The organism is Isoptericola sp. NPDC019482 (genome assembly GCF_040632295.1).
GTDB lineage: Bacteria > Actinomycetota > Actinomycetes > Actinomycetales > Cellulomonadaceae > Isoptericola.
This window is the reverse complement of record NZ_JBEYBQ010000037.1, coordinates 1-26,553: the sequence shown is the minus strand read 5'-3', so window position 1 is coordinate 26,553 and position 26,553 is coordinate 1. Positions and strand designations below refer to the sequence as shown.

The following is a 26,553-nucleotide window of genomic DNA, read 5'->3' as shown; positions in this document are numbered from 1 at the left end:
CGTCAGCCGATCGTGGCGGTGAACCAGTCGTCCATCGCGGAGTCGACCTCGTCGGCCGAGGTGCCGCCGATGAGCGCCTGCGTCTGCGCGTTGATCTCGTCCGAGTAGCCGGCGGGCAGGGTGCGCTCGCCGTAGCCCTGGCCGGTCGGCGTGTACGCCTCCGCGGGGGTGTCCGCGACGATCTGCAGGAGCTCCTTGCCCAGGTCGTCCATCTCGTACTCGTAGCCGTCGCGGAAGTTGCCGTCGACCTCGAGCTGGCTGGCCACCGCGTCCTGGTCGGTCACGAGGAACTCGACGAGCTTGGCCGCGGCGTCCTGGTTCTCGCTGGTCTTGAGGATCGAGTACGGGCTGGCGATGTTCGCGCCCATGGCGGGGCCGGCGACGCCGTCGACGGCGGGGGCGCGGAAGACGCCGATCTCGGCCTTGTCCTCCGCCTTCGCCTCGGTGCCGGCGAACCAGCTGCCCATCGGGTAGATCGCGCTCTTGCCGGAGAGGAACGCCTGCTCGGCGTCGGGGTACTTGATGCCGAGGGCGTCCTTGGGGACGTAGCCCTTCGCCACCCAGTCGGCGTAGGTCGCGACGGCGTCGCCGTAGGTGTCGGAGAACGTGGCCTCGCCCGAGCTCATGTGCGCGAACCAGTCCGGGTCCTCGCCGACGATCGACGGGAGGCCGAGCGCCTGGAGCGAGTGGCTCGTCATCCAGTCGCCGCCGGTCTGCAGCGGCGTCCAGCCCGCGTCCTTGAGCTTGCCGAGGGCCGCGGTGAGCTCCTCCACGCTGGTCGGGGTCTCCGTGATCCCGGCCTCCTCGAACGCTGCCTTGTTGTAGAAGAAGAGGCTCTGCAGCTGGAACCCGATGCCGGCCATGTAGTACTTGCCGTCGATCGAGTACTGGTCGGCGAGCGGGCCGGACGTCGCCCAGTCGTACCGGGACAGGTCGACGAGCTCGGGGGCGAGGTCCGTGGTCGGCGGCAGCGACTGGACGACGTCGGGCGCGTCGCCCGCGGTGAGCAGGCGGGGGAGCGCGGCGGCGACACCCTCGGCACCCGGGTTCTGGACGACGACGTCGATGCCGGGGTTCGCGTCCTCGAACGGCTTGACCAGCTCGTTCCAGTACTCCTCGGTGAGGTTCGGGGTGACGTTGACGAGCATGCTCACCTCGGTGGTGCCGCCGGATCCGCCGTCGTCGTCGGAGCCGGCGCAGCCGGTGAGCGCGAGGGCGGCGACCGTGAGCGTGCCCACGCTCGCCAGGGTGCGGTGCTTGATCATCGTTGATCCTCTCGGGTTGCCGCCCCGCCGGGGACGCTGCTGTGCGTGCCCGGAGTTCGGCCGTGCGGCTGTGGATGACGTCCGGTGTGGAGGGACGACTGGGACACTAATCGATAATCGTTGGATTGGGAAGAAGGTGCCCCGAAGGCGGCGATCTCACACCCGGGGCGTCCCGGGGCGTGGCGCGTCGCCCATAGGCTGGACGGGTGACCTCCGCAGCCCCCGCCGTGCAGCGGCCGGGCGGTACCCCGAGCGTGCCGCCGCGGCCCTGGTGGCTCGTCGCCGCCGGGCCCGCCGCCGTCCTGGCCGCCGTCCTCGCCGTGCTGGCGGGAGGCGCCTACTCCGGCGCCTTCCAGGCGCTCAGCGGCTTCACCGACCCGGGCGCGATCGTGCGCTACGGCCTGCCCGTGACCACCGTGCTCACCGAGCTGAGCGTCTCCGTGACCCTCGGCTCGCTCCTCGTGGCGGCGTGCCTGGTACCGCCGGGCCGCGCCCAGACGCGGGCGCTGACGACCGCCGGGGCCGCCAGCGCCGTGTGGGCCGTGGCCGCCGTCCTGCAGCTCGTCCTCCGGTACGCGAACATCTCCGGGACGTCGCCGGCCTCGCCCGCGTTCGGGCAGGGCCTCGCGCAGTTCGTCACCGACCTGGACCTCGGCAGGCTCTACCTCGCGATCATCGTCGTCGCCGCCCTCACGTCGGCGCTGGCCATGGCCGTGCGCGGGGCGGTGGGCGCCCTGTGGACCACGGTGCTGCCGCTCGCGGCCCTCGCCATGCAGTCCACGACCGGCCACGCCTCCGGCGCCGCTGACCACGAGCTCGCCGTCGGCGCGATGCTGCTGCACCTGGTCGGCGCTGCCGTGTGGGTGGGCGGCCTGGGCGCGCTGCTCGTCGTCGTGCTCACGCGCGGCGAGGACAAGGGGCGCGACGACGGCCGCACCGCCGCGGCCGCCGTCGCCCGCTTCTCCCCGGTCGCCGGGTGGTGCTTCGCCGCCGTGGGCATCTCCGGCATCCTCAACGCCTGGCTCCGCATGGGGTCGTGGGGCGACCTGCTCACCCCGTACGGCGTGCTGCTGCTCGTCAAGGCGCTGCTCATGGTGGCGCTGGGCGGGTTCGGCTTCGCGCACCGGATGTGGGTCGTGGACCGGCTCGGCCGCGCCGACTCCGCCGGCGCCGTGCGCCGCCTGTTCTGGCGGCTGCTGGCCGTCGAGCTGCTCGTCATCGGCGCCGTCTCCGGCGTCGCCGTCGCGCTCGGGTCCACGGCGCCGCCCGTGCCGGACGAGGTGCCGGTCGACGTCACGCCCGCCTTCCAGCTCACCGGCCAGGCGCTGCCGCCCGAGCCGACCATGGCCCGCTGGTTCACCGAGTGGAGCCTCGACCCGCTGCTCGCGTTCGCGTGCGTGGCCGGGCTCGTGGTCTACCTGCGCTGGGTGCGGCGGCTCGCGCGGCGCGGCGACGCGTGGCCCGCGGGGCGCACCGTGTCGTGGTGCCTGGGCATGGTCGTGATGTTCTGGGTGACCAGCGGCGGCCCGGCCGTGTACGGCCACGTGATCTTCAGCGGCCACATGGTGCAGCACATGATCCTGGCGATGCTGGCGCCGCTGTTCCTCGTGCTCGCCGCGCCCGTCACGCTGCTCCTGCGCGCCATCCCGGCCCGTAAGGACGGCAGCCGCGGGCCGCGCGAGTGGGTGCTCGGCCTGGTGCACTCCCGGTTCGGCCAGTTCATCGCGCGCCCGGTGGTGGCCGCGGTGCTCTTCGCCGGCGGCATGATCGCGTTCTACTACACGCCCGCGTTCGAGTTCGCGCTGCGCAACCACGCCGGGCACGTGTGGATGATCGTGCACTTCACGCTCGTGGGGTACCTGTTCGCCAACGCGCTGGTCGGCATCGACCCGGGACCGAAGCGCCCGCCGTACCCGCAGCGCCTGCTGCTGCTCTTCGCCACGATGGCGTTCCACGCGTTCTTCGGCGTCGTGCTCACCTCCGGCACCTCGCTGCTCGTCGCCGACTGGTTCGGCAACATGGGCCGCCCCTGGGGCCTGCCCGCCATCGAGGACCAGCAGCGCGGCGGCGGCGTCGCGTGGGGCATCGGCGAGCTGCCCACGCTCGCCCTCGCCATCGCCGTCGCCGTGCAGTGGACGACGTCGGACGAGCGCGAGGCGCGCCGCCGCGACCGGAAGGCCGACCGCGACGGCGACGCCGAGCTCACCGCATACAACGAGATGCTCGCCAAGATGGCGGACCGCGACGACAAGACCCCGCCGAGGTAGTCCAGGTCTCCGCGAGGTAGTGGCCCGGTCCACTACCTCGCGGAGAGATGCACTACCTCGCGGAGAGTTGAGCTACCTCGCGGAGGTCCGTCAAGGCGTCGACGTGCGCGGGGACGGGCTCGCGGGTGTCGGCGTCGGGCACGGCGGGCCCCACGACGCGCCGCACGGGGACGTGCCCGCCCCAGCCGCCTGCGGCGACGTCGGCCGGGTCGTCGACGGGCGCACCGGCGCGGGCCTTCATCGACGCCTCGCGCAGCGGCACGGCCAGCACCGCCGTCGCGGCGAGCTCCTTGCGGGTGGCGGGGCGCAGCGTCGCGGACCGGCCGGGCGCCATGTGGTCGACGACGGCGTCCAGCGCGCGGGCGCGCTCGGCGTCGTCCGTGACGAGGCGGGCCGTGCCGATCACGACCGCCGACCGGTAGTTCATCGAGTGGTGGAAGCCGGACCGCGCCAGCACGAGCCCGTCGAGCTCGGTCACCGTGACGCAGACGGTCGCGTCCGTCGCCCCGACCAGCCAGCGCGCCGCCACCGACCCGTGGACGTACAGCGTGCCGCCGTCGTCCGGGCCGTCGAGGTCGACCGCGTAGGCGCAGGGCAGCACGACCGGGTGCCGGTCCGCGCCCTCGCCGACGTCGACGCCGAGGTGCGCGACGAGGCCGTCGGCGAGCAGGGCGTGCAGCGCGGCCCGATCGGCGACGGCGCGGTTCCGGCCGCGCCGCACGGTGGTCCTCGAGGTGGGGGAGAGAGCGTCCATGGCACTACCGTGGTCCCCTGGTGGCCTGTAGTCACGAGCCATTCCTCGTGAGGTTCGGCAGGCCACTTCGCCCCCTGTCGTCCCGTCCTGTCCCCGGGAGTCCCATGCCCGCGCTCCCCGTCCGCCTCGAGCGCGGCGGTCGCGACCCGCTCGGCGCGCAGCTGTCCGGCCAGGTCCGCGACCTGGTCTCCCGCGGCACGCTGCGGCGCGGCGACCGGCTGCCCAGCACGCGCGCGCTCGCCGCGGACCTCGGCGTCGCCCGCTCGGTGGCCGAGCAGGCGTACGACCAGCTCGTGGCCGAGGGATGGCTGACGGCGCGCCACGGGGCGGGCACGTTCGTCGCCGCCGACGCCGTGCCCCGTCCCGCGCCCGGACCGCGCCGGGCCGCGGGGCCGGGCAACGGCCTCGTGCGCCTGAGCACGGGCGAGCCGTGGATCGACCCCCGCCACCGCGCGGGTTGGCGGCGGGCGTGGCGGGAGGTGTCGGCGGCGACGCCGCCGCGGGGTTACGACGACCCGTGCGGCCTGCCCCCGCTCCGAGCGGCGCTCGCCGAGCGGCTCGCCCGCACCCGGGGCCTCGTCGTCGACGCCGACGAGGTGGTGGTCACCGCCGGGACGACGGCCGGGTTCCGCGACCTGCTCGGCGTGCTGCCAGCGGGGCCCGTGGGCATCGAGGACCCGGGATACCGTGCCGCCGTGGCGACCGTGCGCGCCGCGGGCCGCTCCGTCGTCGACCTGCCGGCCGAGGCGCGCCACGACGAGGAGGCCCTGCGCGGGCTGGCTGCCGCATATGTGACGCCGGCGCACCAGCACCCGCTCGGCCGGGTGATGCCGGCCGACGACCGGCGCGCGCTGCTCGCCGCGTCGCGGGCCACGGGGGCGGTGGTGGTCGAGGACGACTACGACTCCGAGCTGCGCTACGACGTGGCGCCGGTGCCCGCGCTGGCGGCGCTCGGCCGCGACCGCGTCGCGTACCTCGGCACGGCGTCGAAGTCCGCGCCGCCCGGGCTGCGGATCGGGTGGCTGGTGCCGCCTCCGGCGATGCTCGACGACGTCGTCCGGCAGCGCGCCGTCATGCACGACGTCGCGGCGTGGCCCACGCAGCGGGCCCTGCTGACGCTGCTGCGGGACGGCTGGCTCGACGCCGTCCTGCGCACCGCGCGGCGCGTGTACGCCGAGCGCGCGGCGCGGGTCGCCGCGGTGCTGGCGCCGCACGCGGAGCCGGCCGCGACGTCCGCCGGCATGTACTCGACCTGGCTCCTGCCGCAGCAGGCCGCGCTGTCCGCGCGCGACGCCGCCCGGCGGGCGGGCTTCGACCTGCCGCTCCTGTCCGACGTGTGCCGGACGGCCGCGCTCACCGGCGTCGTCGTCGGGTTCGGCGGGGTGGACGATGCCGAGCTCGACCGCGCGCTCGCGGCGATCCGGGCGGGACTGGGCGGGTGACGTAGCGATGGGTCGCCGTCAGCGCTGGTCACGACGACCCATCGCTACGTCACCGGCTGGCCGCCGGGCTACAGCAGGCCGTCCACGACCTTCGCCGCGAGGCCCAGCGCCGTCGTCGTGCCGAGCCCGTCGGCGACGGTCACGGTGGTGACGCCCGGCGCCGGGTCGGCGACGACGAACGGCGTGCCGGCGAACGGCCCGCGGCGCGGGCGGGGCACGGCGAGGTCGGGCACCGACCAGCGCCGCCGCACCTCTACCGGCCGCCCGAGCAGAGCCTCTGCCTCGCGCAGCAGCAGGGTGTCGGCGGTCTCGGAGCGCTCGGGGTCGCGGTCGAGCCCCGCGCCGTCGCGGCGGTCGGCGTCCGTGCGTCGCGCCTCGCCGAGGAGCAGCGTGTCGCCGTGCGGGGTGAACGCGAGGTGCACGCCGGCGTCGAGCAGCCCGGGGGCGCTCGTGCGCAGGCGCTCGCGCACGTCGGCCAGCGCGGGGGAGTGCGCCGTGGCGGCGTCGCGCAGCAGGCTCGTGCCGCCGAGCACGGCGGGTCCGGCGGCATCGTGCCGGCGGCCCGGCGTCGCGACCTGCAGCACCTGGCGCACGTCGGGGCGCAGCCCGGCGCGCGCCGTCTCGTCGGGGAAGAACCGGTCCAGGTCGGGCCCGACGGCGACCAGCACGCGGCGTGCCACGACCTCGCCGCGCGACGTGCGCACCAGGGTGCGGCCCGTGCCGGCCTCGAAGGTGAGCGCCGTCGTCGACCAGGCGACGTCGGCCCGCGGTCGCGAGTCGAGCGCGGCGGCGAGCGCCCGGAGGGCGTCGCGCGGCTCGACGCGCAGGTCGAGCGGGAGGAACGCGCCGCCGACGACGTCGCCCGTGCTCGTCAGCCCGGCACGCTCGGCGGCCTGCGCGGCGTCGAGGAGCAGCGCGTCGCCGTCGCGGGCGGCGACGAGGTCGTCCAGGACGGCGAGCTCGTCCTCCGCGCGCGCCACGACGACGGCGCCGGTGTCCTTGACCCAGAAGCCTGCCTCCCGGCCGAGCTTGAGCCAGCGCTCGCGCGACGCCAGCGCGCACGACAGGGTCGCGGCGTCCTGCGTGGTGACGGCGACGTGGCCGCTGCGCCGGGCGGACGCGCCGTCGGGCCGCGGGTCGCGCTCCACCACCAGCACCGAGTGCCCGCGCGCGTGCGCCTCGAGGGCGTGCGCGAGCCCCACGATCCCGGCCCCGACCACGACCAGGTCGGCGGTGGCGGGCAGCGGCGGCAGGTGGACGGTGCGGGGCGACGGCGGTCTCACGACGAGACCGTGCCCGATCGGGCGGCGGCCGCTCAACCGCAGGAGACGCTGTCGCGAACAAGTTCAGCGAACGTTCATCCCGTGTTCCCCGACCGTCAGGCCTCCCGCGCGCCGACGGTTCTGATGACGTACGCCAACGGCCCCGGGACGTACGCGATCAGAACCGTCGGCCGCGGGGGACGGTCGGCGGAACCGGGGAGCCGTGTGGTAGACCGGGCGCGTGAGCCAGGACGCCGACGCCCCCACGCCCTTCGACGACCTCGACCGCTGTCTGGAGCTCCCGCGCGTCGGAGGGCTCGCGCTCAGCCCGGACGGCACGCGTCTCGTCACGACCGTCCAGACGCTCGACGCGAAGCGCACCGGCTGGACGACCGCCGTCTGGGAGGTGGACCCCGCCGGCGTCGCCCCTGCCCGGCGGCTGACCCGCAGCCGCAAGGGGGAGTCGTCGGCGGTGTTCACGGCGTCGGGCGACGTGCTGTTCACGTCCGCGCGGCCGGACCCGGACGCGGACCAGGACGACGACGAGCCGAAGGCGGCGCTCTGGCTGCTGCCCGCGGGCGGCGGGGAGGCGCGGGTCGTCGCGACGGCGCCCGGCGGGGTCGGCGGGGTGCTCGCGGCGCGTGCGGCCGACGTCGTGTCGGTCTCGGCGCCCGTGCTGCCGGGCGCGGCGGGGCTCGCCGAGGACGGGGCGCTGCGCAAGGAGCGCACTGACCGCAAGCTGTCCGCGATCCTGCACGCGGGCTACCCGGTGCGGCACTGGGACCACGACCTCGGCCCCGACGAGGAGCGCCGGTTCGCGGGCACGTTCGGCGGCGACGACCGGCTCGACCTGCGCCCGCTCACCGGCCCGGGGCGCCAGCTCGACGAGCACGAGGCCGACCTGACGCCCGACGGCGCCGCGCTCGTCACGACCTGGGGCGTCGCGGACCCGGGCGCGGCGCGCCGGACCGTGCTGGTCGCGGTCGACACGGCGTCGGGGGAGCGCCGCACCCTCGTGGACGACCCGGACGCCGACGCCTTCGTCCCGGCGGTGTCGCCGGACGGGCGGTGGGTCGCGTTCGTGTCCGAGACGATCACGACGCCGGAGCGGGCACCCGAGGTGCGGCTCGGCCTGGTCCGGCTCGACGGCCCCGACGGCCCCGACGGCGAGGTGGCCGAGCCCGAGATCCTCGCCGACGGCTGGGACCGCTGGCCCACGACCGTCGCCTGGCTGCCCGACGGCTCCGGGCTGGTGGTGACCGCCGACGAGGACGGCCGCGGCCCGGTGTTCCTGCTGACGTTCGGCGCCGGCGCGCCCGGCTCGGGGGACCCGGTCACGGTGGAGCGGGTGACGAGCGACGACGCGTCGTTCAGCGACGTCCGCGTCGCGCCCGACGGGTCCGCGCTGTACGCGCTGCGCAGCAGCTACGCCGCCCCGGCGGAGCCGGTGCGGGTCGACCTCGCGGCGTTCACGGCGACCGGCGACGCCGGCGAGCGCACGCCCGTCGCCGCCGACGTGCTGCGCGGCCCCGTGCCCGCGCCGGCGCTGCCCGGCACGCTGACCGAGGTGGAGACGATGGCGGCCGACGGCGCGCGCGTGCGCGCCTGGCTCGCGCTGCCCGACGGCGCGTCGTCCGACGCCCCCGCGCCGCTGCTGCTGTGGATCCACGGCGGACCGCTGGGCACGTCCAGCGCGTGGAGCTGGCGCTGGAACCCGTGGCTCATGGTGGCCCGCGGCTACGCCGTCCTGCTGCCGGACCCGGCGCTGTCCACCGGGTACGGCCAGGACTTCGTGCAGCGCGGCTGGGGCGCGTGGGGCGGAGCGCCGTTCACCGACCTCATGGCGATCACCGACGCCGTCGAGGCGCTGCCCGAGATCGACGAGACCCGCACCGCCGCGATGGGCGGGTCGTTCGGCGGGTACATGGCGAACTGGGTGGCCGGGCACACGGGCCGCTTCCGCGCGATCGTCACGCACGCGAGCCTGTGGGCGCTGGACCAGTTCGGCCCCACCACCGATCACGCCTACTACTGGCAGCGCGAGATGACCCCCGAGATGGCGGAGGCGAACAGCCCGCACCGCTTCGTGGCGGACATCCGCACGCCGATGCTGGTGATCCACGGCGACAAGGACTACCGCGTGCCGATCGGGGAGGGCCTGCGGCTGTGGCGCGACCTGCTCACCGAGTCGGGGCTCCCGGCGGACGACGACGGCGCCACCGTGCACCGCTTCCTGTACTTCCCCGACGAGAACCACTGGGTGCTCGCGCCGCAGCACGCGAAGGTCTGGTACCAGACGGTGCTGGCGTTCCTCGGCGAGCACGTGCTGGGCGAGGAGCCGGAGCTACCTGCGTTCCTCTGACCTGTGGACAACTTGTGCCGCGGTCCACAACTTTCGCGATCATCGACCGATGCAACCTCACGACGGCGTGACCTGGTACAAGCGCTGGTGGCCTCCTCTCGTCGCGGCCCCGATCGTCTATGGGGTGTGCGCCCTCCTGGCCGCGGTCCTGCCGACGAACGGACCTGGCGCGGGGTGGTCGGTGCTGGTCGTCTTCGTCGGGGTCCTGGCCCCGATCGCACTGCTCGTTCTTGCGGCGGTTCGAGGGAAGCGGGCCTACGGTCACCATCGGCGCAGCCGGGGTCGGTTCACGGTGGCGGAGCGCCGAGGGCTGGAGCTGCAGGCACAGGCAGATGCCGCCGTCGAGCATGCCCGGGCACTGCGCCGGACGCTCGGTGCCCGACAGGTGCCGCCCTCCATCCGGGTCTGGGACGTGGTGCCCTACCCGGAGGAGACCTTCTTCTGTGACACGCCGATCATGTACGCGCGGTACTACGGCATGGACGTCGAGTACTCACAGACCTCCGGGTTCTTCTTCGGTCGGCCTTCCTTCGTGCTCGCCGGACTGGCGGCCACCGCGGTCGGCAACGCGTCGCGGAGGTCGGCCGCTGCCCGACAGGCACAGGAGCAGTGGCGCGAGCACGCCCAGGCCCGTCTCGTCATCAGCGACAAGCGGCTTCTGGTGCACGTGCACGGACGCTGGCTCTCGTTCGACTACGGGGCGATGTCGGCGATCTACCCGGAGCCGGGGAACTGGATGGTGGTCTGCCAGTTCCCGGACACTGCGCCCCTGATGCTGAGCGGCCAGTACGCCCCGTACGCGTCGGTCATGGCGCTGTTCGTGACGCACGGAGAGGTCGCGTTGCGGGAGCACCCCGCGCTCGCTGGACTCTGAGCCCGCTTCGTCGTGAGCCGTGCCAGCCCACTCGGTTCGGGTGCGGGAGACGTTTCGATCAGGGTCCGTCAGGCGGGCGTGACGATGAGGTCCACGAGGACCTCGAGCATGGCGCTGGCGTCCTTGCGGGAGGTCTCGGCGGGCAGCATCGCGGCGCGCTGACCTGCCTCGTGCGCGCCGAGCAGCAGGTCGATGGCGACGTGCTCGTCGACGGCGAAGCGCAGGCCGAGGGCGGCCATGACGCGGTTCAGGGCGGCGATCATCTCCCCGCGGAGCACCTGCTGCTGGTCGACGTAGCGCTGCGCGATCTGGGGGTCGCGCAGCGCGAGCAGCTCGAACTCGAGCTCCATGACGCACCACGAGGCCTTGGCGGCCTGGTCGGGCAGCACCGACGCGATCACCTCGCGCACCGTGGCGCGGAACCCCTCGGGGGTCTGCAGGGCGGCGGGGTCGACCGTGGTCACCGCCTGCTCGAGGGCGCCGAGGTGGCCGCGCGCCTCGCGCTCCGTGAGCGCGAGGAACAGCTCTTCCTTGCTCGCGAAGTTCGAGTAGAACGCGCCGCGGGTGAACCCCGCGGCCTCGCAGACGGCCTCGATGGACGCTCCCTGGACGCCCACCTGCGCGAACACCTCGAAGGCGGCGTCGAGCAGGCGCTCACGGGTCCGCTCGCGCCGGGGCGAGCGGCCGGTGGCGACCGTAGCCTCGTCGGGGGTCGCGCTATCGGTGGTCAGGGGTCCTCCTCGGGATGCTGCCGTGATCGGCCCGGTGCGGGCACTGCGCCCGGCCCGGGCCCACTCTAGCCAATACAGTCGTGTATCGGATACGTTCGTGCATCGGATACAGTGCCGTATCGAATCCCTCGTCCGTCGTCCCGGGAGAGCCTGTGTCCTCCGTCCTGTACTCCCTCGGCCGTTGGGCCGCCCGGTCCCGGCGGCTCGTCGTCATCGGCTGGGTGCTGGTGCTCGCCGTCGTCGGCGGCGCGGCCGGCCTGCTCTACCAGGGGTTCGACAACTCCGTGACCATCCCGGGCACCGAGTCGCAGGACGCCCTCGACAGCCTGTCGGCCACGTTCCCGCAGGTCAGCGGCTCCTCCGCACAGATCATCGTCGTCGCCCCCGACGGCTCCACGATCGACGACGACGCGATGCGCGCCCCCATCGAGGACACCGTCGACGACCTCGGCGAGCTCGACCAGGTCGCCGCCGTCACCTCCCCGTACGACGACCAGATGGCCGCGTCGGTCAACGACGACGACACGGCCACGCTGCTCACGATCCAGCTCGACGGCGACCAGTCCGTCATCACCGAGGACACCAAGGACGCGCTCCGCACCGCGAGCGACGACCTCGCCGCCGCGCTGCCCGACGGCGCGCAGGCCAGCCTGGGTGGCGAGCTGTTCAGCGTCGAGTTCCCGGCGCTGAGCATCATCGAGGCGATCGGCGTCGTCGTCGCGCTCGTGGTCCTCATCATCACGCTCGGCTCGTTCGTCGCGGCCGGCCTGCCGCTGGTCAACGCGCTCATGGGCGTGGGCGTGTCGATGCTCCTGCTGCTCACGGCCACCGTGTTCGGCCCGATCAACTCGACGACGCCGATGCTCGGCCTCATGCTCGGCCTCGCGGTGGGCATCGACTACGCGCTGTTCATCGTGTCCCGCCACCGGGAGCAGCTGGGCCAGGGGCTGGACGTCGACGAGTCGATCGCGCGCGCGACCGCCACGGCGGGCTCGGCCGTGATCTTCGCGGGCCTCACGGTGATGATCGCCCTCGTCGGCCTCGGCGTCGCCGGCATCCCGTTCCTCACCGTCATGGGCATCGCCGCCGCCGTGGCGGTCGGCATCGCCGTCGTCGTCTCCCTGACGCTGCTGCCCGCGCTGCTGTCGTTCTCGGGCGAGCGGCTGCGGCCGCGCGCGCCCCGCGCGCCGAAGAAGGGGAAGGCGAAGCGCGCCGCCGCGCCGGCCGACGGCGTCCACCACAACCGGTTCTTCGACGGCTGGGTGCGCGGCGCCACCCGCTTCCCGGTCCTCACGATCGTGCTGGTCGTGGGCGCCATCGCGGCCCTCGCCTGGCCGGCCACGAACCTGCGCCTCGCGCTGCCGGACGCCGGCACCCTGCCGGAGGACAACAGCGCGCGCGTCACCTACGACCTCGTGGGCGAGGAGTTCGGCGAGGGCTTCAACGGCCCGCTCATCGTCACCGGCTCGATCGTCACCAGCAACGACCCGCTGACGCTCATGGAGGACCTCGGCGACGAGATCGCCGACCTGCCCGGCGTCGCCGACGTGCCGCTCGCCACGCCGAACCCGTCCGCAGACACCGGCATCATCCAGGTGGTCCCCGAGGGCGGGCCGACGTCGCAGGAGACCAAGGACCTGGTCAACGAGATCCGCGACCAGCACGACCACTACCTGGAGAAGTACGGCGTCGACCTGTCCGTCACGGGCTTCGCCGCGGTCGGCATCGACGTCTCCGACAAGCTCGGCGCCGCGCTGCTGCCGTTCGGCCTCGTCGTCGTGGGCCTGTCGCTCGTGCTGCTGACGATGGTGTTCCGCTCGATCTGGGTGCCGATCAAGGCCTCGCTCGGCTACCTGCTGTCCGTCGGCGCGGCCTTCGGCGTGGTGACGCTCGTGTTCGAGAACGGCGTCCTCGCCGACGCGCTCAACGTCACCAAGCTGGGCCCCGTCATCAGCTTCATGCCGATCATCCTCATGGGCGTGCTGTTCGGCCTGGCGATGGACTACGAGGTCTTCCTCGTCTCCCGCATCCGGGAGGACTACGTGCACGGCGGCGACGCCCGGCGCGCCGTCCGCACCGGCTTCCTCGGCTCGGCCAAGGTCGTCACCGCCGCCGCGGTCATCATGTTCGCCGTCTTCGTCGCGTTCGTGCCCGAGGGCGACATGACCCTCAAACCCATCGCTCTCGGCCTCGCCGTCGGCGTGCTCGTGGACGCGTTCGTCGTCCGCATGACACTCGTGCCCGCCGTGCTCCACCTCCTGGGCGACCGGGCCTGGCACATGCCGCGCTGGCTCGACCGCATCCTGCCCACGTTCGACGTCGAGGGCGAGGGCCTCACCAAGGAGCTGCGGCTCGCGTCGTGGCCCGAGCCGGACGCCACGGACGCCGTCGCCGCGCGCGACCTCGAGGTCGCCGGGCCCGACGGCTCGCCGGCCCCGGTCGTCGGTCCCGTCAGCGTCCGCGTGCCCGACGGCGGCGCCCTGTGCGTGCACGGCGACGCCGCGGCCCCCGTGTCCGCGCTGCTGCTCGCGCTCGCCGGGCGCATGGCGCCCGACGCGGGCGCCGTGAAGGTCACCGGCCTTGTCCTGCCCGAGCGCGCGATGACGGTGCGCGGCCGCGTCGCCGTCGTCGACGCCCTCGCCGAGCACGGCCGCCCCGCCGCCACGGTCGACGCCGCGGTGCGCGACGGCGCCCGGGTCGTGGTCGTGGACCGCACCGACGCCGTCGCCGACCGCCCCGCGCGCGAGGCGCTCGCCGCCGCGCTCGCCCGCGCCCAGCGGGGCGGGACGGCGGTGCTGCTGGGCGCCAGCGGCGTCGCCGCGACCGACCTGCTCGACGACGGCACCGGCCGCGAGGTCGCCGTGCTCGACGTCGGCGCCGGCTGGGGCGCGCCGAGCGTGCTCACCGGGGCGGACGTGCCCCCGCCCCCGCCCGGCGACGCGCACGACCCCGTGCCCGCCGGCACGGCCACCGACGACCTCGACGACCCCATCGAGGGTGACACCCACGTGCAGGAGGTGCGGGCATGACCGCCCCGACCATCGCCACCCGGACGCGCCGCGACCCCTGGCGCATCGCCGCCGTCGCGCTGCTGCCGATCATGGTGCTCGGGCTGCTGCTCGCCGCGCTGTGGAACCCGCAGGACCGGCTCGACCAGGTGCCGGCCGCCATCGTCAACCTCGACGAACCGGTCGAGGTCCAGGGTCAGACCGTGCCGCTGGGCCGCCAGCTCGCGTCCGGACTCGTGAGCGGCGGGGAGACCGCCGAGGGGGCGAAGGCAGCGCAGCCCGCCGAGGACGCGACGAACTTCGACTGGACGATCACCGACGAGGAGTCGGCGGCCGACGGCCTCGCGAACGGCACCTACGCCGCCGTCGTCACCATCCCGGAGGACTTCTCCGCGGCCGCCACGTCGTACGGGAACGACGACCCGTCCGAGGCGCGGCAGGCCACCATCGACGTCAGCACCCCGCCCGGCGGCCGCGTGGCCGACGACGCGCTCGCCCGCGTCGTCGCCGCCACCGCGACGTCCGTCATGTCGAGCACGCTCACCGAGGCGTACGTCGACAACGTGCTCGTCGGCTTCAACGAGCTGTCCGACGGCATCGGCCAGGCGCAGGACGGTGCCGTGCAGCTCGCCGACGGCGCGGGCGACGCCGCGGACGGCGCCGACCAGCTCGCCGACGGCGCCGGTCAGCTCGCCGACGGCGCGGGCGACGCCGCCGACGGCGCGTCGCAGCTCGCGGACGGCGCGGGGCAGCTGGCCTCCGGCGCGACGAGTGCGGCGACCGGCGCGTCCGGCGTGGCCTCCGGAGCCTCGGGCCTCGCGGACGGCGCGGGCAAGCTCGCCTCGGGCTCGTCGCAGGTCGCCGACGGTGCGCGCGGGATTGCGGGTGGCATCGGCGAGAGCGCGGCCGGCGCCGACGACCTGGCGAAGGGCGGCGACGACCTCGCCGCCGGCGCGACCCAGGTCGCCCAGGGCAACCGCGCTCTCGCGGACGGCGTCGCCGAGCTCAACCAGAACGTGCCTGACGTGGCCTCCCTCAAGGAGTCCCTGGACGACGCCCAGGACCGCGCCGACGAGTTCGCGTCGGCCGCAGGTGCTGCGCTGGGCTGTGACGCGACCCCGGGGACGGAGGCGTGCCAGGCGCTCTTCGAGGCCCTTGCCGGGCTGGAGGAGGACTCCTCGGCGGTGCAGGACACCATCGACGACGTGGTGAGCGCGCGAGAGCAGCTCGACGCGCTCGCGACCCAGACGGATCAGCTCGCCTCCGGTGCCGAGGGCGTCGCGACCGGCATCGGAGGGATCGCGGACGGCAACCGAGACCTTGCGAAGGGCCTCCGCCAGCTCCAAGGCGGCGCGTCGCAGGTGGCGGACGGCGCCGACGGGGTGGCGTCGGGGGCAGGCGAGCTCTCCGGCGGAGCGGGCCAGCTGGCCTCCGGGGCGTCGCAGCTCTCGTCGGGCGTCGGGCAGCTCGCCACGGGCGCGTCCGGCGTGGCGTCGGGGGCGACGGACCTGTCGACGGGCGTCGGCCAGCTCGCGACCGGCACCGAGGGCATCGCGACGGGTGCCGGCGACCTGGCGGGCGGCGTCGGTCAGCTCGCGTCGGGCGCGGGCGACCTGTCGGACGGCCTCGACGACGCGAAGAACCAGATCCCGACGTACACGGACGACGAGCGTCAGACGCTCTCGTCTGTCGTTGCGGAGCCGGTGGCGGCGCCGTCGGCGTCGGGCATCAGCACCGGGGCGTCGGGCCCGCTGTTCGCCGTCATGGCGCTGTGGCTGGGGGCGCTCGCGCTCATGACGGTGTTCCCGCCGGTCATGGCGCGGGCCCTGGGGTCCACGCGCGACTCGGTGCGCCTCGCGCTCTCGGCGTTCTGGCTCCCGGGCGCGGTGGGTGCCGGCACGGGCGCGCTGGTCGGCGTGATCCTCGCGGCGGTCGAGAAGCTCGACGCCGGGGGCTGGGTCGGCGCGATCCTCGTGGGCGCCGTCGCGTCCGTGGCGTTCGTCGCGGTGCACCAGGGCTTCCTCGGCTGGCTCGGCAACCTGGGCCGCGGCATCAGCCTCCTGATCGCCGTGCTGCTCATCGCGACGGGCGTCGTCGCGACCGTGCCCGCCGCGCTGCAGGGGCTCGTCGACGCGCTGCCGATCGGCGCCGCGCGGGATGCCCTCACAGCGGTCGTGGTGCCCGCGGCCGGCGGCCTCGGGATGAGCGTGACCCTGCTCGTGCTGTGGGGCCTCGGCGGCCTGGCGCTCGCCGCGCTCGTCACCGCGCGGGGCCGCCGGCTCGGGGTGGGGCGCCTGCTGCGCGCCTGACCGGTCGCGCTGCTCAGCCCAGCCCGGGGCAGCGGGCGGCGGCGCGGCGCCACCGCAGCACGAGGACGGTGTCGGCGCGCCGCCGCGCGGCGTTGCCCAGGTGGGCCACCTGGCGGTGCTCGAGGAGGGCGTGCAGGTCGTGGTCGAGCGCCCAGGCGAGGGCGCGTCGGACGTCGTCGAAGTCGGGCGCGAGCAGGGATGGTGCGGGTCTCACGAGGGGAGAGATGTCCGACTCGCCGGTTTGTGACATCGGCGTCTGTCACAGGCCTGCACCAGACTCGCCGCATGGACCTCACCCAGGCACGCGAGACCAAGGCACAGCTCAGCGACTTCGCCCGTGACCTGGCCGAACGGCACGGCGTGCCCGCCAGCCCGTACGCGGTCGGCGACGACGCGACCCCTGCGGACGTGGTGCGAGCGCCCACCCTGTCGCTGGGCCTCGCGCCGCAGGGCGAGGGGGAGTTCGGCATCGCGGTGCGCTACCGGCTCGGGGTCCCGACCGCGCGCTCCTTCGTGCGCCGGCTGGCCGCGGAGGCGGGCGACGCCGTCGACGTCCGCCGCACCGGACGCATCCGGACGCTCGGGGCACAGGTCCGCCCGCCCGTCGCCACGGCGCGCGCCCTCGGGGAGACCGACCGGGTGCGGCCGCTGCGTCCCGGGGTCTCGATCGCGCACGTGGACGTCACCGCCGGCACGCTCGGCGCGTTCGTCGTCAAGGCCGGTGAGGAGGGCGCGCGCTACGTGCTGTCCAACTTCCACGTGCTCGCCGGCTCGCCGTCCGCGCAGGTGGGGGACGTCGTCGTGCAGCCCGGCCCGGCCGACGGCGGCCGCGCGCCCGGGGACCGGGTCGGCACCCTCGCGCAGGTGGTGCCGCTGACGCCCGGCGAGCCGGCCACCGTCGACGCCGCGCTCGCCCTCCTGGACGACGGGATCGAGGTCGACCCGACGTACCCGGTCGGCGCGGTGACCACCACGGCCGTCGCGGTGGGCGGCGAGGCGGTGGCGAAGATCGGCCGCACCACGGCGCTCACGCAGGGGCGGGTGACGGCCATCGAGATGGACGACGTCGTCGTCGGGTACGGCGACGAGCTTGGCGCCCTGTCCTTCGACAACCAGATCGAGGTGGAGGGCGTGGGCGGCACGTTCTCGCGCGGCGGCGACTCCGGGTCCCTCGTCTACCGCGAGGACGGCGTCGCGCTCGGCCTGCTGTTCGCCGGCTCCGAGACGGGCGGCGCCGACGGCACGGGCCTGACCTACTGCAACCCCGTCGACGCCGTCCTCGAGGCCCTGGGCGTCACCCTCGCGCCGAGGTAGTGCGAGATTCGTACTACCTCGGCGCGGGTCTCTCAGCCCCAGGTGAGCAGGTCCTCGCCGTGCTCGACCATCGTGCCGACCTGCGCCAGGTGGTCGACGGCGTCGGGCGCAGCCTCGAGCGCGACGACGGGGCAGACGGCGGACTTGCCGCCGTCGCGCACGGCCGCCGGGTCCCAGGTGACCAGCACGGTGCCGCGCTGCACGACGTCGCCCTCGGAGGCGTGCGTGGTGAAGCCTTCGCCGCCGAGCTTCACGGTGTCGATGCCGAGGTGCACCAGCACCGCGCGGCCGTCGTCGTGCTGCAGGACGAACGCGTGCGGGTGCAGCTTGACGATCGTGCCGGTGATGGGCGCGACCGCCTCGCCCCCGCGGACGCCGTCGGGCTCGATCGCGAGGCCGGGGCCGACGAGGCCGGCGGAGAACACCGGGTCCTCCACCTCGGACACGTCGACGACCGTTCCGGTGACGGGCGCGAGGACGGTCAGCGCCGTCATCAGCGGAGGTCCTCGATGTCGGAGGCGAGGGTGTCGGCCTCGGGTCCGACGATGACCTGGATGGCGACGCCGGAGCGCACCACCGCGATGGCACCCGCCTTCGTGAGGTCGGCGTCGATCACCTTGGCCGGGTCCTCCACCTCGACGCGCAGCCGGGTGATGCACGGCTCGAGGTCGACGATGTTGTCGTCGCCGCCGAGGGCGTCGAGGATCTGCTGTGCCTTGCTCATGATGCTCCTTGATGGGTCCGGGTGGAGATTCCGGGGGTCTGCGGGGGCGCCGGGCTCACATCAGCTCGGCGAGGTCGGAGGCGATCGTGTCGACGCGCGGGCCGACGACGACCTGCACGACCCGCCCGTTGATCATCACGCCGAACGCGCCGGCGCGCTTCAGCAGGGCGGCGTCGACGAGGGCCGGGTCCTTGACGAGGGACCGCAGCCGCGTGGTGCACGGGTCGATCTCCTCGATGTTCTCCACCCCGCCGAGGCCGGCGAGGATCGAGGCGGCGAGCTGCGCGTCGGGGTCGGGCGTGCTCATCGAGGGCTCCCTTCGGGGATGCGTCCGGGCTGGACGGGGTGCTCGGGCTTCCCCGTGCCGTCGTCGGCGGGTCGGTGGCGGGGGACCAGCGTGGGCCGCGCCTCGCGCAGCGGGACGAAGACGCTGTAGCGGTCCCCGCGGTAGCAGGTCCGGGAGTACAGGAGCGCGGCGTCCCCGCCGAAGGTGCGGTGCACGGTGCGCATCACGGCCTGGGTGCCGCGCATCTCCAGGCGGCGCAGCTCGTCGGGCGTGCCGTCGGCGGCGGTGATCGTCTCCTCGCCCCAGGTGGGGTGCAGGTCGCGCGCCCGCAGGGCCGCGTAGAGGCTCTCGGGGACGCCGTCGTCCAGCAGGTCGGGCACGAGGTCCGCCGGGATCCACGAGTCCTCGATGCTCATGGGTGCGCCGTCGGCGGTGCGCAGGCGGACCACGTGGTGCACGGGGTCCCCCGCCTCGCGGTCGAGGGCCTCGGCGACGTGCGGCGGGGCCGGGACGGTGGCGGCCTCGAGCACCTGCGCACCCGGAGTCAGCCCGCGCCGGCGGGCCTCCTCGCCGAACGTCGTCAGGCGCATCTCGAAGTCGGCGCGCGGCGGGGCGACGAACGTGCCGCGGCCCTGCGCGCGCTCGAGCACGCCCTCGGTGACCAGCGCGTCGATCGCCTGGCGCACGGTCATGCGCGAGACGCCGAACTTCTCGGTGAGGCTGCGCTCGGAGGGGATCGCGTCCCCGACGGCGAGCTCGCTCGTGACGAGGTCGGCGAGGAACGCACGTACCGCGAGGTACTTGTGCTCGCCGGAGCGAGCGCCGTCCCTGACCATCCGCGTGTCCTGTCCTGCCCTGTGATCGGCATCGATCTGCGTGCTGTGCGACATCGGGACCAGTATCGGGCGTCGCCGCCCGTCTCCGGTGCCGTGTCTCCCCGCCGGAATCGCGGGGTTGACACATCATGAGGTCTAGACCACTCTTCCTGCAAGTGGTCCAGACAACCTGCCCGTGGCAGCGTGTGGATCACCGGCAATGACGCCCCGACGTCGCGACACTGCCGCCGGACGACGCAGGCACGGCCTGCAGGACACGCCCGCCCCCGGGCCATCCATCGGAGGAGAACCATGACCACGGTCGCAGAGACCAAGCAGAAGCGGGGATTCCCCGGCCTGGCGCAGCTGCAGCGCGTCGGCCGCTCGCTGATGCTGCCCATCGCCTCGCTGCCCGCCGCCGCGCTGCTGCTGCGCCTGGGTCAGCCCGACATGCTGGGTGCCGACGGTGTTGCCGGCACGCTCCCGTGGATGCAGCCCGTCGCCGACGTGCTCGGCGCCGCGGGCCAGGCGCTGTTCGGCAACCTGGCGATGATCTTCGCCCTCGGTGTGGCCATCGGGTACGCCCGCAAGGCGGACGGTTCCACCGGCCTCGCGGCCCTCATCGGATACCTGGTCTTCACCGGGGTCACCGACGCGCTGTCGCCGACCGTCCTCGGCCTCGCCGCGGAGGGCGAGGAGCAGGAGCTCATCAACTACGGCGTGCTCGGCGGCATCGTCATCGGCCTCACCGCCGCGCTGCTCTACCAGAAGTACTACCGGATCAAGCTCCCGGCCTACCTCGCCTTCTTCGGCGGGCGACGGTTCGTGCCGATCGTCACCGCCGGCGCGGCGGTCGTCATCGGCGTGGTCTTCTCGCTCATCTACCCGGCCTTCGACTGGCTGTTCAACGAGCAGATCGGTGGCTTCGTCACCGGCTCCACGGTGATCGGCGCGTTCGTCTACGGCACGCTCAACCGCCTGCTCGTGCCGATAGGCCTGCACCACCTGCTCAACTCGCTGCCCTGGTACCAGTTCGGCTCGTACACCGACAGCGCCGGGAACGTCGCGCACGGCGACATCTTCCGCTTCCTCGCCGGCGACCCCACGGCCGGCACCTTCATGACCGGCTTCTTCCCGATCATGATGTTCGCCCTGCCGGCCGCCGCCCTCGCCATCGTGCACACCGCGAAGCCGAAGAACCGCAAGGTCATCGCCGGCGTCATGGGCTCCGCCGCCCTGGTCGCGTTCGTCACCGGCGTCACCGAGCCGCTCGAGTTCGCGTTCGTCTACGTCGCCTACCCGCTGTACGCGATCCACGCGGTGCTCACCGGAACGTCGATGGCGCTGGTCAACGCGCTCGGCATCCGCGACGGCTTCGGCTTCTCCGCGGGTGTCATCGACTACCTGCTGAACTTCCGCATCGCGGAGATGCCGCTGCTGCTCATCCCGATCGGGCTCGGCTACGCGGTCATCTACTACTTCCTGTTCCGGTTCGTCATCACCAGGTGGAACCTCAAGACCCCGGGCCGCGAGGACGACCCCGAGGCGGCTGCCGCCGTCGTCGGCGACCAGGCCGTGACCGACCAGAAGGAGGCCGTGGCGATCGGCACCGACACTTCTCCGTCCGGCGGCGACGGTTCCGCGAAGGGCAAGGACGCGGTCTGATGAGCACCACCCTCACCGGTGCCCCGGTGAGCCCCGGGCGGGCGGCCGGCGTCGTCGTGACGATGCCGGCCCCCGTCCCGGAGCCCTCGGCGGCGACCCTCGACACGTCCGACGTCTCCGGTGCCGACGACGCGGTGTCCCGCCTGGGCGCCGCGACGTCGGCGGTCCGGGACCGCCTCGCCGCCCAGGCGGCGCAGGCCACGGGGACGGCGGCGGACGTGCTCGCCGTGACCGCCGCGATGGCGGCCGACCCCACGCTGGCCTCCGACGCCGAGCGGCGCGTGCGAGATGCCGCCGCGACCCCCGAGCGGGCCGTGTGGGACGCCGCGAACGCGCTCGCCGCGCAGCTCGAGCCGCTCGGACCGCCGCTGAGCGAGCGGGCCCGCGACGTGCGCGACGTGCGCGACCGCATCGTCGCCGAGCTCACCGGCGTCCGCCCGCCCGGCGTCCCCTCGCCGGGGCACCCGTTCGTGCTGGTCGCCGAGGACCTGGCCCCCGCCGACACGGCGACCCTCGACCCGGAGGCGGTCGTCGCGATCGTCACCAGCGGCGGCGGCCCCACCTCGCACACCGCGATCCTCGCGCGGGCGCTCGGCATCCCCGCCGTCGTCGCGGCCCGGGCCGCGGAGGGCCTCGCCGACGGCGAGACCGTCGTCGTCGACGGCGCCGCGGGCACGGTGCTGCGCGACCCGTCGGACGCCGAGGTCGAGGCCGCGCGCGCGGCCGTGCGCGTCGAGCGCGAGTTCGACGGTCACGGCCGCACCGCCGACGGGCACCGGGTGGAGCTGCTCGCCAACGTGGCCGACCCGCAGGCCGCGCAGGCCGCCGTCGCCGCGCACGCCGAGGGCGTGGGCCTGTTCCGCACGGAGTTCTGCTTCCTCGGGCGCGACGTCGAGCCGACCGTCGAGGAGCAGGTCGCGGCGTACCGCGGCGTGCTGTCCGCGTTCGCGGGCCGCAAGGTCGTGGTGCGCACCCTCGACGCGGGGGCGGACAAGCCGCTGCCCTTCGTCACCGCCGACGACGAGCCCAACCCCGCGCTCGGCGTCCGCGGCCTGCGCACCGCCGTCGCACACCCGGAGGTGCTGGACCGGCAGCTGCAGGCGATCGCCGCCGCCGCGGAGGCGGAGTCCGCCGACGTGTGGGTCATGGCGCCGATGGTCGCCACGACCGACGAGGCGCGGTCGTTCGTCGCCGCGTGCGAGGCGCACGGGCTGCGCCGCGCCGGCGCGATGATCGAGGTCCCCGCCGCCGCGCTGCGGTCGCGCTGGGTGTTCGAGCACGCCACGTTCGGCAGCATCGGCACCAACGACCTCACCCAGTACGCGATGGCCGCCGACCGGATGCTCGGCGACCTCGCGGCGCTGTCCACGTCGTGGCAGCCCGCGGTGATCGAGCTGGTGCGCGCCACCTGCGAGGGCGCGCACGCGCACGGCCGGCCGGTCGGCGTGTGCGGGGAGGCGGCGGCCGACGCGGTCCTGGCCCCCGTGCTCGTGGGCCTCGGCGTGCGGTCGCTGTCCATGACGCCGCGGGCGCTGGCCGACGTCGCGGCCGTGCTGGCGGAGGTGTCGTTCGTGCGCTGCCGCGAGCTCGCCCGGGTGGCGCTGGAGCAGCCCGACGCCGACGCCGCGCGCTCCGCCGTCCGGCGCGAGCTCGCCGACGTCCTGGAGCCCCTCGGCCTGTAGCCCTGCCGAGATAGAGAACGCGCGTCCGGGTTCTCTATCTCGGCGTCAGGCGAAGAGGGCCGTGCCGTACTTGAGGAGGACGGCGGCGGCCAGCAGCAGGAACCAGGCGGCGGTGAGGATGCCGAACGCGCCGGAGCGCACCAGCGACATGGCCCACGACTGCAGCCGGGCGGGCCAGTAGAGATTGTCCTCGAGGATGTTCCAGTGCAGCATCGACGCGAAGACGAGCGTCGTGGACACCGTGATCGTGAGGCACCAGGGGCAGAGCGCGCCGATGACGAACATCGACTGCCAGAACAGCCAGTACGCGAAGACGAAGCCCAGCAGGTAGACGGTCTGCGCGGCCGTCATGAACCAGCGCGGGAACCGCACGCCGGCCAGGCCGGCCACGGCCACGGTGATGACGACGGACTCGGCGACGAGCCCGAGGAACGCGTTGGGGAAGCCGAACAGGCTGGCCTGCCAGGACGTGCCGACCGTGCCGCACGAGATGATCGCGTTGATGTCGCACGCCAGCGCGGCGTCCGGGTTCGCCGCGAGCTCCACGGCGTCGACCGACAGCACGAAGGCCGCGACGAGCCCGACGAGCGCCCCGACGAGCATCTCGCCGAACAGCCAGCCGGCCGAGTGGAAGAACCCGGTCGGCCGGGCGGGCCGCTCCGTCAGGCCACCGCTTCCTGCGACAGGAACTCGACGAGGGCGTCGAGCGCGGTGGTGGCGTCGTCGCCGTCGGCCTCGGTGCGCAGCACCACCTCGTCGCCCGCGGAGGCGCCGAGGGTCATGATCCCGAGGATGCTCGCGGCGTCCACGGCGTCGCCGCCGGCGGTCTTGGCGATCTTCACCGGCACGGGCTGCTGGCCGGCCTTCTGCGCGAACAGCGCGGCCGGGCGGGCATGCAGGCCCTCGGTGATGGCGACGACGACGGTGCGTTCCACGGTGTCCTCCGAACGAGAGGTGGTCTGGACCAGTTCATCGTAGGGATCGCGGGGCGCGAAGGGAAGCCTGTCAGCTCGCCCCGCGCGCCCGGTCGATCGCCATGCCGACGGAGTCGAGCAGCCGCTCCAGCGAGGCCTCGAACGGCGTGGCCTCGGCATCGAAGCCGCCCGCGTCCCAGATGCGCAGCATGGTGGGGTAGCGCCGCGGGTCGAAGTGGTCCACCCAGAAGCTGCTCATCGACGTCCAGTACTCGTCGTTGCTCTGGCCGGAGGCGTCCTTCTCCGCGGACTCGGCGACGGTGGAGCGCGCCAGCCCGCGCACGAACGCGTCGAGGAGCCCGACGATCTCGACCACCTGGCGCTCCGGCAGGCCGGTGTCCACGAGGGTGCGCAGCCCGCACTCCTGCGCGTCGAGGACGGATGGGGTGAGCGGCAGGCGCCACATGTTCGTCTGCAGGATCCACGGGTGGCGCTGGAACAGCTCCCAGTGCGCGCGGGCGTAGGCCGCCAGGCCGTCGCGCCACGGCGCCGTGGCGGGCGGCAGGTCCAGCTCGGCGAACGCGCGGTCGATCATGAGGTCGAGCAGCTCGGTGCGGCCCGGCACGTACGTGTACAGCGACATCGCACCGACCTCGAGCCGCGCCGCGACCTTCCGCATCGACAGCCCCTCGAGCCCTTCGGTGTCGGCGATCGCGGTGCCCGCGCCGACGACGTCGTCGAGCGTCAGCCGGGCCCGGCGGCCGCGGCCGGACGGCTGCGGCGGGTCCCACAGGAGGGCCAGCCGCCGCACGACCTCGGGCGGGCGGGGGACGCCGTCGTCCGGCGGCTGGGGCGAAGTGCTCGACATGGATCGTCATCCTCCCATCCCGGGGCTCGCGGTCCCGCGCATTGTCGGACCCGCGGTCTAGAGTCGAGACTAGTTCCAGTACAGCGTACGAGAGATGAGGGCGGGAGAGGTGCGGACATGATTCGAGCACGAGGGCTGACCAAGACGTTCAGCCGTCGCAAGGAGACCGTCGAGGCGGTCAAGGGGATCGACGTCGACGTCGCGGAGGGCGAGCTCGTCGCCTTCCTCGGGCCCAACGGAGCCGGCAAGTCCACGACGCTGCGGATGCTGACGTCGCTGCTGGAGCCGACGGCGGGCGAGGCCACCGTGGCCGGGTACGACGTCGTCAAGAGCCCCGCGCAGGTGCGGGCACGGCTGGGCTTCATCGGGCAGGGCAACGGCGGCGGCTTCAGCTACAAGGTCGTCGACGAGCTGCACAACCAGGGCCGCTTCTACGGGCTGACCCCGGAGGTCTACCGCGAGCGGGCTGCGGACCTCATGGCCGCGCTCGAGCTGGGCGGGCTCGAGAAGCGGTCGGTGCAGTCGCTGTCGGGCGGCCAGCGTCGCCGGCTCGACGTCGCGCTCGGGCTGATGAACCACCCGCCGCTGCTGTTCCTCGACGAGCCCACCACCGGACTCGACCCGCACTCGCGGGCCAACCTGTGGGGGCACATCACGGCGATGCGCGAGCGGTACGGCATGACGGTGGTGCTCACCACGCACTACCTCGACGAGGCGGACAGCATGGCCGAGCGCGTCGTCGTCATCGACCACGGCGAGATCATCGCGGACGCCGCGCCCGACGCGCTCAAGCACCGGTACGCCGACGACACCCTCACCGTCGTCGTCGCGACCGACGACGGCGCGGCGGTCCGGGCCGCGCTGCCCGACACCCTCGGCGACGTCGAGCTCACGGCGCGCGACGGCGGCCTCGAGGTGCGGGTCGGGACCGCGCAGGGGGCCGAGACGCTGCCCGTCGTCATCGAGGCGCTGCGGGTGGCCGGCATCTCCACGACGTCGGCGAGCGCCCGCCAGGCGAGCCTCGACGACGTGTTCCTCAACCTCACCGGCCGGAGCCTGCGCGAGGAGGCGGCAGCATGACCGAGCAGACCCGCACCACCACCACGACGACGGCACAGCACGAGGCGCCGCGGATCGTCACGCGCACCGGGCCGGGCAAGTTCGTCACGGACACCGGGGCAGTGTTCACCCGCGAGATCCTGCTGGTGCTGCGCGACCCGTTCACGCTGATCTTCTCGTTGCTGCAGCCGCTGATCTTCCTCGGCCTGTTCGGGCCGCTGCTCACCGGTACGTTCGGCGGCGGCTTCGGCGGGCCGTCCGGATCGGCAGGAGCGAGCACCGCGGACACCCTGCAGTGGTTCGTCCCCGGCGTGATCGTGATGATCTCGCTGTTCGGCACCTCGATGACCGGCTCGAACCTGCTGTACGAGATCATGACCGGCTCCTACGAGCGGGTGCTCGCGACGCCGCTGGACCGGTCCGCCATCCTCGTGGGCCGGGCGCTCAAGGAGTTCGCCCCGCTGCTGGTGCAGGGGCTCATCATCGCCGCGGTCTGCATCCCGTTCGGGTTCACGTTCCACGTGCTGCCGGCGCTCGCGGGCCTGGTGCTGCTCGGCGTCTTCGGCGTCGGGGTCGGGGCGCTCTCGCACGCCCTGGCCCTCGCGTCGAAGAACCGGGAGTGGCTGTTCTGGGGCGTGCAGCAGTCGCTGCTGTTCCCGCTGCTCATCCTGTCCGGGATGATGCTGCCGCTCGAGGCCGGCCCGTCGTGGATGCAGACGGCGGCGAAGTTCAACCCGCTGACCTACATGGTCGACGCCGAGCGGGTGCTGTTCGGCGGCACGTTCGCCGACACCGCCGTCCTGTGGGGCGCGGTCGCCGCGGCGGCCACCTGCGCCGTCGGCCTCCTGGTCGGCATCCGCGCGACGCGCAAGGCCGTCTGACGGCCCACCCCCGAGTGTTGTGAGCGCGATTTCGGGGACTATTCGGTGGCGGGTGGTGGCCGCAAAAGCGC

Annotated in this window: 23 protein-coding genes; 11 read left to right on the top strand and 12 right to left on the bottom strand. The window is 74.2% G+C overall.

From position 1 onward, the window contains the following. Positions 1-2: 2 nt before the first annotated feature. Positions 3-1,265 carry an extracellular solute-binding protein gene (locus ABZ493_RS18555; protein ID WP_430583601.1) on the bottom strand — a complete coding sequence of 421 codons (1,263 nt, stop codon included), beginning with the start codon at positions 1,263-1,265 and terminating at the stop codon, positions 3-5. Between the two features lie 206 nt (positions 1,266-1,471). Between ABZ493_RS18555 and ABZ493_RS18550 the strand changes: the two genes are divergently transcribed. After that, positions 1,472-3,532, top strand: a complete 2,061-nt coding sequence (locus tag ABZ493_RS18550; protein WP_430583600.1) for a cytochrome c oxidase assembly protein — start codon at positions 1,472-1,474, stop codon at positions 3,530-3,532. Between the two features lie 52 nt (positions 3,533-3,584). Here the strand turns inward: ABZ493_RS18550 and ABZ493_RS18545 are convergent, their stop codons facing one another. Then, entirely contained in the window at positions 3,585-4,286 is a 702-nt protein-coding gene (locus tag ABZ493_RS18545) for a pyridoxamine 5'-phosphate oxidase family protein (protein WP_430583599.1), read from the bottom strand. Positions 4,287-4,390: 104 nt separating this feature from the next. Between ABZ493_RS18545 and ABZ493_RS18540 the strand changes: the two genes are divergently transcribed. Beyond that, positions 4,391-5,728 (top strand): PLP-dependent aminotransferase family protein, encoded by a 1,338-nt coding sequence (locus tag ABZ493_RS18540; RefSeq protein ID WP_430583598.1) that lies wholly within the window; start codon positions 4,391-4,393, stop codon positions 5,726-5,728. Positions 5,729-5,796: 68 nt separating this feature from the next. On the opposite strand, the gene ABZ493_RS18535 is transcribed toward ABZ493_RS18540, so the two are convergent. Beyond that, a complete protein-coding gene (locus tag ABZ493_RS18535; protein ID WP_430583597.1) occupies positions 5,797-7,011 on the bottom strand; it encodes an FAD-dependent oxidoreductase in 1,215 nt (404 codons plus the stop codon). Between the two features lie 220 nt (positions 7,012-7,231). Between ABZ493_RS18535 and ABZ493_RS18530 the strand changes: the two genes are divergently transcribed. After that, complete coding sequence (locus ABZ493_RS18530; RefSeq protein WP_430583596.1) at positions 7,232-9,352, top strand: prolyl oligopeptidase family serine peptidase; 2,121 nt, start codon at positions 7,232-7,234, stop codon at positions 9,350-9,352. Positions 9,353-9,401: 49 nt separating this feature from the next. Beyond that, positions 9,402-10,226 (top strand): hypothetical protein, encoded by an 825-nt coding sequence (locus tag ABZ493_RS18525; protein ID WP_430583595.1) that lies wholly within the window; start codon positions 9,402-9,404, stop codon positions 10,224-10,226. Positions 10,227-10,294: 68 nt separating this feature from the next. Here ABZ493_RS18525 and ABZ493_RS18520 read toward each other — a convergent pair whose 3' ends face one another. Then, positions 10,295-10,876: a helix-turn-helix domain-containing protein gene (locus ABZ493_RS18520; protein ID WP_430583618.1), complete on the bottom strand. Its 582-nt coding sequence runs from the start codon at positions 10,874-10,876 to the stop codon at positions 10,295-10,297. Between the two features lie 233 nt (positions 10,877-11,109). Between ABZ493_RS18520 and ABZ493_RS18515 the strand changes: the two genes are divergently transcribed. Continuing rightward, positions 11,110-13,986 (top strand): MMPL family transporter, encoded by a 2,877-nt coding sequence (locus tag ABZ493_RS18515; protein ID WP_430583594.1) that lies wholly within the window; start codon positions 11,110-11,112, stop codon positions 13,984-13,986. After that, positions 13,983-16,274 (top strand): YhgE/Pip domain-containing protein, encoded by a 2,292-nt coding sequence (locus tag ABZ493_RS18510; protein ID WP_430583593.1) that lies wholly within the window; start codon positions 13,983-13,985, stop codon positions 16,272-16,274. The genes ABZ493_RS18515 and ABZ493_RS18510 overlap by 4 nt, the downstream gene beginning before the upstream one ends. A 13-nt stretch (positions 16,275-16,287) precedes the next feature. Here ABZ493_RS18510 and ABZ493_RS18505 read toward each other — a convergent pair whose 3' ends face one another. Further along, positions 16,288-16,488 carry a hypothetical protein gene (locus ABZ493_RS18505; RefSeq protein ID WP_430583592.1) on the bottom strand — a complete coding sequence of 67 codons (201 nt, stop codon included), beginning with the start codon at positions 16,486-16,488 and terminating at the stop codon, positions 16,288-16,290. Positions 16,489-16,559: 71 nt separating this feature from the next. Here ABZ493_RS18505 and ABZ493_RS18500 point away from each other — a divergent pair, with 71 nt between their 5' ends. Further along, a complete protein-coding gene (locus ABZ493_RS18500; RefSeq protein WP_430583591.1) occupies positions 16,560-17,588 on the top strand; it encodes a hypothetical protein in 1,029 nt (342 codons plus the stop codon). 32 nt (positions 17,589-17,620) lie between these two features. Here ABZ493_RS18500 and ABZ493_RS18495 read toward each other — a convergent pair whose 3' ends face one another. From ABZ493_RS18495 to ABZ493_RS18480, 4 genes are read right to left on the bottom strand one after another with little or no spacing between them, the layout of a single operon-like run. Continuing rightward, the gene (locus ABZ493_RS18495; RefSeq protein ID WP_430583590.1) at positions 17,621-18,082 is read right to left on the bottom strand and encodes a PTS glucose transporter subunit IIA; all 462 of its coding nucleotides are present in this window, start codon (positions 18,080-18,082) and stop codon (positions 17,621-17,623) included. Further along, positions 18,082-18,312 (bottom strand): PTS glucose/sucrose transporter subunit IIB, encoded by a 231-nt coding sequence (locus ABZ493_RS18490; RefSeq protein ID WP_430583589.1) that lies wholly within the window; start codon positions 18,310-18,312, stop codon positions 18,082-18,084. Before ABZ493_RS18490 ends, ABZ493_RS18495 begins: the two co-directional genes overlap by 1 nt. A gap of 55 nt (positions 18,313-18,367) precedes the next feature. Continuing rightward, complete coding sequence (locus ABZ493_RS18485; protein WP_429765703.1) at positions 18,368-18,619, bottom strand: PTS transporter subunit EIIB; 252 nt, start codon at positions 18,617-18,619, stop codon at positions 18,368-18,370. After that, complete coding sequence (locus ABZ493_RS18480) at positions 18,616-19,434, bottom strand: GntR family transcriptional regulator (RefSeq protein WP_430583588.1); 819 nt, start codon at positions 19,432-19,434, stop codon at positions 18,616-18,618. Before ABZ493_RS18480 ends, ABZ493_RS18485 begins: the two co-directional genes overlap by 4 nt. A gap of 291 nt (positions 19,435-19,725) precedes the next feature. On the opposite strand from ABZ493_RS18480, the gene ABZ493_RS18475 reads away from it, so the two are divergent. Together ABZ493_RS18475 and ptsP are read left to right on the top strand one after the other, a co-directional pair. Next, positions 19,726-21,078: a PTS transporter subunit EIIC gene (locus ABZ493_RS18475; protein ID WP_430583587.1), complete on the top strand. Its 1,353-nt coding sequence runs from the start codon at positions 19,726-19,728 to the stop codon at positions 21,076-21,078. Further along, positions 21,078-22,760 (top strand): phosphoenolpyruvate--protein phosphotransferase, encoded by a 1,683-nt coding sequence (ptsP, locus tag ABZ493_RS18470; protein WP_430583586.1) that lies wholly within the window; start codon positions 21,078-21,080, stop codon positions 22,758-22,760. The genes ABZ493_RS18475 and ptsP overlap by 1 nt, the downstream gene beginning before the upstream one ends. A 45-nt stretch (positions 22,761-22,805) precedes the next feature. Here the strand turns inward: ptsP and ABZ493_RS18465 are convergent, their stop codons facing one another. From ABZ493_RS18465 to ABZ493_RS18455, 3 genes are all read right to left on the bottom strand, one after another. Beyond that, positions 22,806-23,363 carry a vitamin K epoxide reductase family protein gene (locus tag ABZ493_RS18465; protein WP_430583585.1) on the bottom strand — a complete coding sequence of 186 codons (558 nt, stop codon included), beginning with the start codon at positions 23,361-23,363 and terminating at the stop codon, positions 22,806-22,808. A 59-nt stretch (positions 23,364-23,422) separates the two neighbouring features. Then, positions 23,423-23,695 carry an HPr family phosphocarrier protein gene (locus tag ABZ493_RS18460; RefSeq protein WP_430583584.1) on the bottom strand — a complete coding sequence of 91 codons (273 nt, stop codon included), beginning with the start codon at positions 23,693-23,695 and terminating at the stop codon, positions 23,423-23,425. A gap of 70 nt (positions 23,696-23,765) precedes the next feature. Next, entirely contained in the window at positions 23,766-24,542 is a 777-nt protein-coding gene (locus ABZ493_RS18455; protein ID WP_430583583.1) for a TetR/AcrR family transcriptional regulator C-terminal domain-containing protein, read from the bottom strand. Positions 24,543-24,659: 117 nt separating this feature from the next. Between ABZ493_RS18455 and ABZ493_RS18450 the strand changes: the two genes are divergently transcribed. After that, positions 24,660-25,622, top strand: coding sequence for an ATP-binding cassette domain-containing protein (locus ABZ493_RS18450; RefSeq protein ID WP_430583582.1), 963 nt, complete (start codon positions 24,660-24,662; stop codon positions 25,620-25,622). Further along, on the top strand, positions 25,619-26,482 hold the full coding sequence (locus ABZ493_RS18445; RefSeq protein WP_430583581.1) for an ABC transporter permease: 864 nt from the start codon (positions 25,619-25,621) through the stop codon (positions 26,480-26,482). Before ABZ493_RS18450 ends, ABZ493_RS18445 begins: the two co-directional genes overlap by 4 nt. Positions 26,483-26,553 lie beyond the last annotated feature (71 nt).